At 70.4% G+C, this 11,244-nt stretch carries 14 protein-coding genes; 6 read left to right on the plus strand and 8 right to left on the minus strand.

The features are described from left to right. Positions 1-564: AAA family ATPase (locus tag VGF64_06970; protein HEY1634482.1), on the plus strand; the 564-nt coding region annotated here is incomplete at its 5' end. Here VGF64_06970 and VGF64_06975 read toward each other — a convergent pair. The 4 genes from VGF64_06975 to VGF64_06990 all read right to left on the minus strand — a co-directional run bounded on the left by VGF64_06975 (position 548) and on the right by VGF64_06990 (position 4,635). Continuing rightward, entirely contained in the window at positions 548-979 is a 432-nt protein-coding gene (locus tag VGF64_06975; GenBank protein ID HEY1634483.1) for an organic hydroperoxide resistance protein, read from the minus strand. The two genes, VGF64_06970 and VGF64_06975, sit on opposite strands and share 17 nt — an antisense overlap. A 76-nt stretch (positions 980-1,055) precedes the next feature. After that, the gene (locus VGF64_06980; GenBank protein HEY1634484.1) at positions 1,056-2,207 is read right to left on the minus strand and encodes a cystathionine gamma-synthase; all 1,152 of its coding nucleotides are present in this window, start codon (positions 2,205-2,207) and stop codon (positions 1,056-1,058) included. Further along, complete coding sequence (locus tag VGF64_06985; protein ID HEY1634485.1) at positions 2,204-3,880, minus strand: cystathionine beta-synthase; 1,677 nt, start codon at positions 3,878-3,880, stop codon at positions 2,204-2,206. Before VGF64_06985 ends, VGF64_06980 begins: the two co-directional genes overlap by 4 nt. A gap of 23 nt (positions 3,881-3,903) precedes the next feature. Then, a complete protein-coding gene (locus VGF64_06990; protein HEY1634486.1) occupies positions 3,904-4,635 on the minus strand; it encodes a PIG-L deacetylase family protein in 732 nt (243 codons plus the stop codon). Between the two features lie 55 nt (positions 4,636-4,690). Here VGF64_06990 and VGF64_06995 point away from each other — a divergent pair, with 55 nt between their 5' ends. Further along, positions 4,691-5,602, plus strand: coding sequence for an aldose 1-epimerase family protein (locus VGF64_06995; protein HEY1634487.1), 912 nt, complete (start codon positions 4,691-4,693; stop codon positions 5,600-5,602). Between the two features lie 118 nt (positions 5,603-5,720). After that, positions 5,721-6,008 carry a hypothetical protein gene (locus VGF64_07000; protein HEY1634488.1) on the plus strand — a complete coding sequence of 96 codons (288 nt, stop codon included), beginning with the start codon at positions 5,721-5,723 and terminating at the stop codon, positions 6,006-6,008. 150 nt (positions 6,009-6,158) lie between these two features. On the opposite strand, the gene VGF64_07005 is transcribed toward VGF64_07000, so the two are convergent. The 4 genes from VGF64_07005 to VGF64_07020 are packed head-to-tail and all read right to left on the minus strand — an operon-like array spanning position 6,159 to position 9,823. After that, positions 6,159-7,073 (minus strand): metal ABC transporter permease, encoded by a 915-nt coding sequence (locus VGF64_07005; GenBank protein HEY1634489.1) that lies wholly within the window; start codon positions 7,071-7,073, stop codon positions 6,159-6,161. Then, complete coding sequence (locus VGF64_07010) at positions 7,070-7,981, minus strand: metal ABC transporter permease (protein HEY1634490.1); 912 nt, start codon at positions 7,979-7,981, stop codon at positions 7,070-7,072. Before VGF64_07010 ends, VGF64_07005 begins: the two co-directional genes overlap by 4 nt. A gap of 5 nt (positions 7,982-7,986) precedes the next feature. After that, entirely contained in the window at positions 7,987-8,889 is a 903-nt protein-coding gene (locus tag VGF64_07015) for an ATP-binding cassette domain-containing protein (GenBank protein HEY1634491.1), read from the minus strand. Between the two features lies 1 nt (position 8,890). Further along, positions 8,891-9,823 (minus strand): zinc ABC transporter substrate-binding protein, encoded by a 933-nt coding sequence (locus VGF64_07020; GenBank protein HEY1634492.1) that lies wholly within the window; start codon positions 9,821-9,823, stop codon positions 8,891-8,893. A gap of 197 nt (positions 9,824-10,020) precedes the next feature. Here VGF64_07020 and VGF64_07025 point away from each other — a divergent pair, with 197 nt between their 5' ends. From VGF64_07025 to VGF64_07035, 3 genes are all read left to right on the plus strand, one after another. Further along, the gene (locus tag VGF64_07025; protein ID HEY1634493.1) at positions 10,021-10,428 is read left to right on the plus strand and encodes a Fur family transcriptional regulator; all 408 of its coding nucleotides are present in this window, start codon (positions 10,021-10,023) and stop codon (positions 10,426-10,428) included. Between the two features lie 233 nt (positions 10,429-10,661). Then, entirely contained in the window at positions 10,662-11,018 is a 357-nt protein-coding gene (locus VGF64_07030; protein ID HEY1634494.1) for a hypothetical protein, read from the plus strand. Positions 11,019-11,094: 76 nt separating this feature from the next. Then, positions 11,095-11,244 (plus strand): twin-arginine translocase TatA/TatE family subunit (locus VGF64_07035; protein HEY1634495.1); only part of this gene is annotated, 150 nt, incomplete at its 3' end.

Here is an 11,244-nt window from a genome sequence, read left to right on the forward strand (position 1 = left end):
GCGCGCCTGATCGAGCGGCTGCGCCGAGACGGCCGGCGGGTCGGGGTCCGCAAGCCCGTGCAGTCGTTCGGGCAAGGTGAGCAGACCGACGCCGAGGTGCTGGCCGGCGCGTCGGGCGAGCACCTCGACGAGGTGTGTCCGCCGCACCGCCGGTATGCGCTGGCCATGGCGCCGCCGATGGCGGCCGAGGCGCTGGGGAGCGCGCCGTTCACCATTTCGGACCTGATCGGGGAGCTCACCTGGCCCGAGGGCATCGAGGTCGGGTTCGTCGAGGGGGCCGGCGGGGTGCGGTCGCCGCTGGCCGCCGACGGTGACGCCGTCGCCCTGACCGAGGCCCTTCGGCCCGACATCGTCCTGCTCGTGGCCGATGCCGGGCTGGGCGTCCTCAACCTCGTCCGGCTGTCGGCCGATGCCGTCGATCACCCTGCCGTGCTCGTCCACCTCAACCGGTTCGATCCCGCCGACGACCTCCACCGACGCAACAAGGAATGGTTGGAGCGCGACGGGCTTGCGGTGGGAACAAGCGTCGACGCTGTCCGGCGCTGCCTCAGCCGTCGGAGCTGAGGGCCACCTCGATGTTCCCGCGCGTGGCGACAGAGTAGGGGCAGACCTGGTGGGCCGCCTCGGTGAGCTGCTGCGCCGTCTCGGCCCCAACCGCCGGGATCGACACGTGGATGCCGACCTTGAGGCCGAAGGCCCCCCCGGCTGTCGGACCGATGGTCACCTCGGTACTCACCTTGGACTGCGACGTGTCCACCTTCTGCCGGCGCCCGACCACGCCCAGCGCACTCTGGAAGCAGGCCGCGTAGCCGGTGGCGAAGAGCTGCTCGGGATTGGTCGCGCCGCCTGGCCCACCCATCTCCTTCGGGACGGCCAGATCGACGTCGAGGATCCCGTCGTCGGTCCCGGAATGGCCCTCACGGCCACCGGTGGCCGTTGCATGAGCGGTGTAGAGGTCCTTCGTAAGCGTCACTGTCATGAAATGCCCAACCGCGGCGCCCGATCAGATGTTCCGAGAGCGGGCTCCACTCCCGGGGCCGCCTCCCCGGCGGGCCTCAGCCCTCGAGGGCCTGGTCCAGGTCGGCCAGCAGGTCGTCGACCGTCTCGAGGCCCACCGACAGCCGGATCAGGCTGGGCTCGACGGCCAGGGCCGACTCGTTCACCGAGGCGTGTGTCATGCGGGCCGGGTGCTCGATCAGCGACTCGACGGCGCCGAGCGACTCGGCCAGGGCGAACACCTCGGTCCGAGCCACGGCGCCGAGGGCGGCCGCCTCTCCGCCAGCGTGGAGGAACGACACCATCCCCCCGAAACCCCTCATCTGGCGGGCCGAGACGTCGTGACCCGGATGGGTCGACAGGCCGGGGTAGTGGACCGCGGCCACCTTGGGGTGCGCGACGAGGAAGCCGGCGACGGCCACGGCGTTGGCGCAGTGGCGCTCCATCCGAACGGCGAGGGTCTTTACGCCCCGCTGGACCAGGAAGCAGTCGAGCGGGCCCGGCACGGCCCCCACCGCATTCTGAAGGAAGGCGACCCGCTCGGCCTGAATGGGGTCGTCCAGGGCGACGAACCCACCCGTCACGTCGGAGTGGCCGCCGAGGTACTTGGTCGACGAGTGGACGACGATATCGGCACCAAGGGCGAGGGGGCGCTGGAGGTAGGGCGTGGCGAAGGTGTTGTCCACCACGACGAGGGCGTCCCGGGCGTGGGCGACGGCGGCAACGGCCGCGATGTCCACGATCGACAGCAGCGGGTTGCTGGGCGTCTCCACCCACACCATGCGGGTGCCGGGCCGCCATCCCCGCTCGAGGGCGGCCGGGTCGGCGAGGTCGACGACGCTGAAGGTCAGGCCGGCGGGAGCATGCACCTGCTCCACCAGGCGATAGGTGCCGCCGTAGGCGTCGATCGGCAGCACGAGGTGGTCACCCGGACCGAGCACGGCGCGCAGCACCGCGTCCTCGGCGGCCATGCCGCTGGCGAAGGCGTAGCCGAACGCCGCTCCCTCCAGATCGGCCACCTGCCGTTCGAGCCCCTGACGAGTGGGGTTGGCCGAGCGGGAGTACTCATAGCCGTGGTGCTCGCCGACGGCGTCCTGGCGAAAGGTCGTCGCCAGGTGGACGGGAGGCACCACCGCTCCGGTCGCCGGGTCGGGCTCCTGGCCCGCATGGATGGCGCGGGTCTCGAAGCCCGGCTGGCGACGGCGGCTCACCCGCTCGACCGGCCCGTCGGGCGTCCGACGAGGAAGTCGAGGAGATCGGACCGGGTGAGGATGCCGACGGGGTGACCCGCGTCGAGCACGACAACCGCCCCCCTTCCCTCGGTGCGCCGGACGGCCACCTCGATCGGCTCCCCGACGCCCACGGTCGGGAGGGGCGAGCCCATCACCGCCCCCACGGGCCGGTCCAGGATCGACGGATCCTGGAACGCCCGCTCGAGGAGGTCCCGGTCCTCGACCGAGCCCACCACCTCGGCCACCGCCAGGGGCGGCTCGGCCTTGAGCACCGGCAGCTGGGACACCTCGTACTCGCGCAGCACGGCGATGACCTGGCGAACGGGCTCGTCAGGGTGGACGTGCACGAGGGGCGGCAGATCACGCCGCTTGCCGGACAGCACCCCGGCCGTGGTCTGCCCGCTCGTCAGCAGGAAGCCGAAGTCCGCCATCCAGGCGTCGTTGTACAGCTTCGTCAGGTAGCCCCGCCCTGAGTCGGGGACGAGCACCACGACCACGGCGTCAGGACCCAGGGGCTGACCGACTTCCAGCGCCGCCCGCACCGCCGTGCCGGTCGAGCCGCCCACCAGGATCCCCTCCTCCCTCGTCACCATGCGGGCGGCGAGGAACGAGTCGCGGTCGCTCACGGTGACGACCCGGTCGACCACGTCGCGGTCGTACGTCGACGGCCAGAAGTCCTCACCGATGCCCTCCACGAGGTACGGCCGTCCGCCTCCGCCCGAGTACACCGATCCTTCCGGATCGGCGCCCACGATCTGCACCGCTCGGTTCTGGGACTTGAGGAAGCGGCCGACCCCGCTGATCGTGCCGCCGGTGCCGATGCCGGCGACGAAGTGGGTCACCCGGCCCGCCGTCTGCCGCCAGATCTCGGGGCCCGTGGTCGCCTCGTGGGCGGCCGGGTTGGCCGGATTGCCGTACTGGTCCGGCTTGAACGCGCCCGGGATCTCTGCGACCAGCCGGTCGGACACCGAGTAGTAGGAGTCGGGGTGGTCGGGTGCGACCGTCGTCGGGCACACGACGACCTCGGCCCCGTAGGCACGCAGCAGATCGACCTTCTCGGCCGCGATCTTGTCGGGCATCACGAACACGCATCGATATCGTCTGCGGGCGGCGACCAGCACGAGACCGACTCCGGTGTTGCCCGAGGTGGGCTCGACGATGGTCCCGCCTTCCCTGAGCAGGCCGGCGCGCTCGGCGGCGTCGATCATGTGGAGGGCGGGTCGGTCCTTGACGCTGCCGCCCGGGTTGAGGAGCTCCAGCTTGGCCAGCAGGTGGCACGAGAGGTCTCTGCCCACCCGGTCCAAGCGTACGAGCGGCGTGTCACCGATCAGATCGAGCAGCGAGTCGACGGCCTCCATGGGAGGGCCCGGGTCAGCCAGCGGCAGCACCCGGACGCCCACGGGACCAGGCACCGGTGCGGCGTCGGTGTAAAGGGTCACCGGCAGACCGGCCTGGTGCAGCTGCGCCGCCGCTGACGCCGCCCCGGCGCCGTCGGCGGGACCGAGCACTCCGACGTCGCGTGGGATGCGGGCCCGAAGATCGGCCACCGCGTCGGGCGACAGAGGTGCACTGTCGGCATAGACGTGGTGGCGAGCCCGAGCCGCGAGCCGCGTCGGGGCCGGACCAGGACCGACGACGACCAGCGCGTCCACCCCGCCAGCCTACGGGTGTGGCGTCAGCCGGTCTGGACGATCTGGAAGGACTCGGCCGCCCGGCCCGGCGGCAGGCCGCCCTCCTCGGCGATGATCGCCGTCCACGTCCTTACCCGCTCCTCGAGGGCATCCGGATCGGGGAGCTGGCTGACGTGGCAGCGGAGAGCAGCCACCTTGCGATCGATGCTGTCGGTGATGTCGACGAGGTGGTCGGCTCTTGGGCTGGCCATGAGCCAGACCTCGCTGGCGACGTGGGGCTCGAAACCCTCCTCCAGCAGCTCGGCAAAGGCGAACGCGTTGCGAGCGTCGGGATACACGGCGTTGAGTGTCGCCTCGCCGGCCGCCAGGTGGTCGGGATGGCTGGCCTGGATGCGCTGCCAGTTGCGCTCCGGGCTCGGCGCCAACACCCGATCGGGGCGAACGCGGCGGATCACCCTGGCCAGGTCGCGCCGCAGCTCCAGGCTGGCGACCAGGCGGCCGTCCGGATAGCCGAGGAACTCGACCTCTTCCACCCCGACGACCTTGGCGGCCTTCTCCTGCTCGGCCCGCCGTATCCCGACCATGGCTGACCGCGACACCGTGGAGTCGAAGCCACCCGCATCGCCGTCGGTCACGATGCAGTAGACCACCCGGACGCCCACATCGGTCCAAGTGGCCAGCGTTCCGGAGGCACCGAAGTCGATATCGTCGGGATGGGCGCCGACAACCAGGACCGTCTGGGCGAATCCGCCGTCTGCACCCCCGTCGCCGGGCATGAGTCCAGAGGTTACCCGGGGAACCGCAGCGGCCCAGCACGAAAGGGGTCTACGAGTGCAGCCTTCGGGGCGACAGGCCGAGTTGGCGAGCGGTGCACAGCGCGCCGTGGTGACCGAAGTGGGCGCGGGTCTCCGCACCTACACGGTGGACGGTGTCGACGTGCTCGACGGCTACGCCGAGGGCGAGATGAGCAGCGGAGGGCGGGGCCAGCTGCTCGTCCCCTGGCCCAACCGAATCCGTGACGGGCGATACCAGTTCGGTGGGACCGATCATCAGACACCACTGTCCGAGCCCGAGCGCGGCAACGCCATCCACGGACTCGTCCGGTGGGCGAACTGGGAGCTCGACCAGCGCGGCCGCGACCGCGTCATCGCCAGCCACGTGCTGCACCCCCAGGTCGGGTACCCCTTCACGCTGGGCCTCGAGGTCGCCTACACGCTGTCCGGCACGGGCCTCCGGGTCACGATCACCGCCACCAATCTCGGATCCGAGCCCCTTCCCTACGGGCTCGGGCAGCACCCGTACTTCACGGTGCGCACCGACCTCGTCGACCGGGCCATCCTGCGCGTGCCGGCGACATCTGTCCTCGAAGCGGACGAGCGAGGGATCCCGACCGGTCGGAGCCTGGCGGTGGCCGGCACGGAGCGGGACTACCGGCAGGCCCGTCCGATCGGCGCTGCCGTCGTCGACTCGTGCTACACCGACCTCGAGCGGGACGTTGACGGCGTCGGCCGCGTCGTGCTCGAGCACCCTGACGGCTCGCCACGCATCGAGGTGTGGGTGGATGCGGCGATCCGCTTCGTCATGGTGTTCACCGGCGACACCCTCGAGCCGGTCCGGAGGCGTCGGGGTCTGGCCATCGAGCCCATGACCTGTGCACCCGACGCCTTCCGCAGCGGGCTCGGTCTGCAGGTTCTGGACCCTGGCGACCGGAGCATCGCCGCGTGGGGCGTAACCCCTCGTTAGGCAGGGCGCCCCCGCTCGACCGCGGGCGGGTGGTCGCCCGCCTCCGCACCCGCTCGACGTCTCCGGCCAGCCGCTCCCGCCGCTCGGCCGACATGCCGCGTCGGATCCTCGGGATGACGTGGTCGACCTCGAATCTCACCTGCTCTCGGTGCAGATCGCGGAGCTCGATGATCAGGCCGTCGAAGCGGCGACCGGTGCTGCGGCGGATGTCCCGCGGGCTGACGCCGGCGCTGAGCTCGTCCACCTCGCCGACCAGCCGTCGATGCCGACGAGTGTGTTGATCGACCTGCTCGGTCAGATCGCCTGGCCCCGTGTCCCGAAACAGCAAACGGACGATCTCCTCGGTGGCCGCGTGCTGCATCGACAGACGATCCACCAACTCCTTGCCGGTTCCAACCCGCCGTAGGTCATCGGGTTCGCCGTCGGATGAGCAGAACTCCTCGAACAGCCGGTCTATCTCACAGTTCTCGTGTTGCAGAACCTCTATCAGGTCGCCGGCCACGTGCTGACGATGATATTGCCGGGCTGAATGGCGACGGTGGATCCCTCCAATTGTCTAGGCAGCACGTGCGCCGAGCTCCTCGTTGTCGGTCGAGCGCGACCGCTCGCCAGCCCGCCGGCTGAGGCGGCGTGCGACCTGGGCGGCGGCGACGTAGGTCAGTGTGGCCACGCCGAGTATGGCGGAGCTCGGCGGCAGGCTGGGGATCAGGTAGGAGAGGATCACGCCGATCCACGTGGACGCCACGGCGATACCTCCGGAGACAGCGAGCCCGACGAACGGGCGGCTGGTCAGCCGTTGGGCGGCGCCGCCGGGAGCGGCCATCAGCCCGAGCAGGAGCAGTGCTCCCACGTCCTGCGCCGCCTCTCCGGCGGTGACACCGACGAGGACGAGGAAGCCGATGCCGAGCACCCTCACCGGGACACCACGAGCCGCGGCCACCGCCTCGTCCACGGTCGCGAACAGCAGCGGTCGGGCAATGGCCACCACGACGACACTCACGACGCCGGCGACGACAGCGGCCACCACACTCTGTGACCCGGACAACCCGAAGATGGAGCCGAACAGGTAGTTCACACTGGCGGCGCCGTTCCCGGTGCTCTGACTCGTGGTGTAGATGGTGAGGAAGAACACCCCCAACCCGAGGATCCACGCGAACACGCTCCCGATCACCACGTCGTCCGCCCGGGTCCGGACGCCGAGCACACCCAGACCCAACGCGACCAGCGCCGTCGCCGCGAAGAGACCGACGCGGGCATCGACCCCGAGGGCGAGGGCTGCGAGAGCTCCCGTGTAGGCGGCATGGCCGAGAGCATCAGAGGTGAAGACCTGCGCCCGGAGGACGAGGAAGTAGCCGACCAGCCCCGAAGCCAGGGCGATGAACGTGCCCGCCAGCAGGCCGTAGCGGATGAAGGAATGGCCGAAGAAATCAGCCAGACCGCCACCCGCCGTGCTGGCCACGAACGGCGTCACGTTCCCACCCTCGGGCCGAGCGCCACGCGAGGCACGGGTCGATGGCGGTCGAGGATATACCTGACGGCAAAGGACGCCAGGTAGACGGCGAAGGCGAACGTCGTGATGTAGAAGCCCATGGGGTAGGGCGAGTAGTAGGCCACGGCGAGGCCGACCCAGGTCACGATCAGGGCGATCACGACCGACAGGGCAAGGCCGACGACCGGTCGGGCGGTGAATCGCTGGGCGGCAGCGGCCGGCATGACCAGCAGGGCGAACACCAGCAGGGACCCGGTGATCTGACTCGCTTCGGCCACCGCCGCCCCGAGCAGGACGAGGAACAGCACGCCGAGGAGTCGCACCCGCACCCCTCTCGCGGCCGCGACGTCAGGATCGACCGAGGCAAAGAGCAGGGGACGACCGATCAGGCCGAGCACGACGAGCGCGGCGACGGCCACGACGAGCAGGACCCACACCTGGCCGATGGTGATACCCAGAAACGTGCCGAAGAGCAGCGAGTTGATCCCGTTGAGGAAGCCCTGGTACAGGGCAACGAACAGGAACCCCGCCGCCAGGGCGAACGCCTGAACGGTGCCCACCACCGCCGACTCCTCGCTGAAGCCCCGATACGCGGTCCCCGAACCCCTCGTCGAGGCAACGACGAGCGCGCCCACGATGGCAAAGGCGAAATATCCCGCGCTGGCGGAGACTCCGATCAGGGTGGCACCGGCTGCCCCCGGAAAACCGATCAAGGCCAAGGTGTGCCCGGCGAAGGTCTGCCGGCGCAGCACCATGAACCAGCCCACGACCGCGGCCGCCACCGCCACGACCGTGCCGGCCAGGAAGGCGTTGACCATGAAAGGATAGGCAAAGAGATGCCGTACATCGGTGACCACGTTCCACGACCAGCCGCTCGCCGCCGCCACCATGGTGCTCACGGACGCGGTCGACCGGTGTGCCGGTCGGAGTGGTGGGCAGGGGCCTCGGGTTGGCCCACGACGACGAGACGCCCGTCCGACGCCCGCAACACCTCGATGGGGACCCGGTAGAGGCGGCTCAGCGTCTCGCTGGTGATGACTTCCTCGGCCGAGCCGCTCACCGCGCCGCCCCGCCCCAGGTACACCACCCGGTCGAGGTAGCTCAGGATGGGATTGACATCGTGGGCGACGATCACCACGGTCACGCCCTGGTCGGTGCAGATGTGCTCGATGAGGGCGGCGACGGCGGTCTGATTGGGCAGGTCGAGGCTGTCCAGAGGCTCGTCGAGTATGAGCAGCTGTGGTCGGCGCACCAGGGCCTGGGCGATGAGGAGGCGCTGCTGCTCGCCCCCCGAGATCTGCCCGACCGGGCGCTCCGCGTAGTCGGTCGCGCCGACGAGCTCGAGGACCTCGGCGACTCGCGCCGCGGCCGCCCGTCGGGAGGCGCCGCCGACCCTGGGTAACGGGACGCCGAACCTCTCCCCGTCGAGCCCCAGACGCACGATGTCGAGCCCGCGGACACGGAGCCCGGTCTCGAAGCTTCGGCGCTGGGGCAGGTACCCGATGTCGTGGCCAGCACGGCCGGGCGGCCGGCCCAGCACCTTGGCCCGACCGGCCGACAGCGGGACGAGGCCGAGTGCTGCCTTGATCAGCGTCGACTTGCCGACTCCGTTGGGACCGAGGACGGAGACGAACTCACCCGCCGCCACCGAGAGGGACACGTCACTCCAGAGCAGCCGTCCGCCGAGGCGCACCGCGGCGCGGTCGAAGGTCAGGGCCGCCTCCAGGCGGTGATCTCGCCGTGCGGCTGTCGCGACGGCCTCAGCATCGTCGTCGTGGCCGTTCAGATCCAAGGCCATGTCAACGCCCGGTGGCCCGGCCCAGCGCGGCGGCGAGCCCCTGGAGCTCATGCACCTGCCAGGCCTGGAAGGTGGAGCTCGGCGGCGCGAGGGTCTCGGTGATCGTGGTCACGGGTATGCCGGCGGCCCTGGCCTCCTTGACCTGGGCCTGCACGTCCGGCGTGGCGTTCTGGGAGTTGTAGACGTACACCTTGATCTCGTGGCCCTTGATCTGCGCGTCGACGGTCGCCTTGTCCTGGGCGGTCGGGTCGGTGCCCTCGCTGATGGCCTTGAGGAAGGATGGCGGCGTCAGAAGGTTGAGCCCCAGGGCCTGAGCCATGGGAGCGAGGATGCTCTCCGACGCTCCGACCGGCACGCCAGGGAAGCGAGACTTGATCTGGGCGATCAGCTGGTTGTACTGGGCGAGGCCGCCGTTCACGAAGGACTGGTTCTGGGTGTCGAAGTAGGCGGCGTCGTTGGGGTCGACCTTCTTGTAATCGGCGGTGATCGTGTTGATGACCGTCTGGACATCGGACGGCGAGTACCAGCGGTGCGGGTTGCCTCCGTCGGGGACCCCCACCAGCTGGCCCACGTTGAGCGTCGTCGGGCCGGTGCCGGTGTTGGTGGCGAGGAGCTTCTGCACCCAGGGGTCGTAGCCGATGCCGTTGTAGATCACGACCCCCGCCGTCGTGATGGCGCGCCCGTCGTTGGCCGTCGGCTGGTAGGTGTGCGGATCGGTGTCGGGATTGGTGATGATGCTGGTGACCGCGACCTTGCTGCCGCCGAGCTGCGAGGCGATCGACCCCCAGAAGTTCTCGGCCGCCGTCACCTGGATCTTGCCGTTGGGCACGGCGGGGCTGGCGGAGGACCCCGACCCGCACGCCGCTGCCGCCGCCACGATGAGCAGCAGCGCGGCACCGGCGGTGGCGCGGAGGTTTCTGACGCTGGGGATCATCTGCTCGGACTCCTGTTAGTGGGAATCATTTCGGTTAGCGGGACCCTAATCCGAAAGCGTTCCCGTTGCAACTACAGTGGGCGCATGAGCTGGTCCCCCCAGCCGAGCGCACAGGGGCCTCCGGTACCGTTGCCCTCCGTGGAGACAGACGACGTGCGGGTCGTGGCCCGGTGACCGGCGCCGTTGCCCGTCCGTCCGTGCCGAGTCGCCCGAGGTCGACCCCCCAGAAGCGGGCGCTCTCGGCCGTGCTCGAGGAGGCCGACGGGTTCCTCAGCGCCCAGGACCTGCACGCCGAGCTGCGGGCCCGCGGTCAGCGGGTGGGGCTCACCACGGTGTACAACCAGCTGCGGGCGCTGGCCGACGCCGGGCAGGTGGACAGCCTTCGGGCCGAGGACGGCGAGGCGCTCTACAGACGGTGCGGGAGCGACGAGCACCACCACCATCTGGTGTGCCGAGCGTGCGGCCGTACGGTGGAAGTCGCCGAGCGGTCGGTGGAGCGGTGGGCGGCACGGGTCGCGGCGGCCGAGGGCTTCGTCGACATCGCCCACACGGTCGAGGTCGTGGGGACCTGCCAGGACTGTGCGAGGCTGCACCTCGAGCCCTGAGCGAAGCGGATCGATCCTCGAGCCTGGTGACAGGCCCATGCGGCGCCTCCACCGGCGCCGCGACGACCGGCGGTAGGGTCTTCCTGACGGCGCCGCGCAGGAGCCGATGCGTGACTGGGCGGCGACAGGAGGACACCGGAATGCGCGGGTTGACTCGGATCGCGGGATCGATGCCATCCGCCACTCGTCAGGATGGACGCGCCGTCCGGCGACTCGCGGGGCTCGCAGCGTCGGTGGCGCTCGTCGCGGGCGCCGCCGCCTGCGGAGGCGGCAGCTCGGTCAGCTCGAGCCCGGCGGCAACCGTCACGACGCTCTTCTCCAGCATCGAGGCCAACAACTGCGGAGGTGCCTACGCGCAGCTGTCGAGCCGACTGCAGAACCAGCTCCGGGGCGAGGCGGGGGTCTGCCCCCTGGTCACCCAGCTGTCCCGGCGCTATCGGAGCAACAAGTTCCATATCGACTCGGTCGTGACACACGGCAACCAGGCCGACGTCCGGGCCACGCGGACCCGCCCCGCCGGTGTGTCGGTATCGACCACCTACAGCACGGTGGTCTCGAACAACGCCTGGAAAGTCGACAGCCTGGTTTGACACACCCGTCGACCCGGGTCCGCGGACATCCAGGAAGCGACCCGGCGTCGTAGTCAGGGGGCGAAAGGAGCCCCCTATGTACGCCAACATCATCGGTCCCGACCTGCTCATCGTGCTCGGCGTCGTCGTCCTGCTCTTCGGCGGGAGCCAGCTCCCCAAGCTGGCCCGCTCCCTGGGCTCGGCCAGGCGAGAGTTCGAGCAGGGCGTGTCCAGCTCGGACGAGCAG

The organism is Acidimicrobiales bacterium, from assembly GCA_036491125.1.
Lineage (GTDB): Bacteria > Actinomycetota > Acidimicrobiia > Acidimicrobiales > AC-9 > AC-9.

Coding starts and splice junctions, on each gene's coding strand:
- VGF64_06975 (HEY1634483.1), bottom strand. CDS start 979: ATGACAGTGACGCTTACGAAGGACCTCTACACCGCTCATGCAACGGCC.
- VGF64_06990 (HEY1634486.1), bottom strand. CDS start 4,635: ATGCCCGGCGACGGGGGTGCAGACGGCGGATTCGCCCAGACGGTCCTG.
- VGF64_07010 (HEY1634490.1), bottom strand. CDS start 7,981: ATGGTGGCGGCGGCGAGCGGCTGGTCGTGGAACGTGGTCACCGATGTA.
- VGF64_07015 (HEY1634491.1), bottom strand. CDS start 8,889: ATGGCCTTGGATCTGAACGGCCACGACGACGATGCTGAGGCCGTCGCG.
- VGF64_07020 (HEY1634492.1), bottom strand. CDS start 9,823: ATGATCCCCAGCGTCAGAAACCTCCGCGCCACCGCCGGTGCCGCGCTG.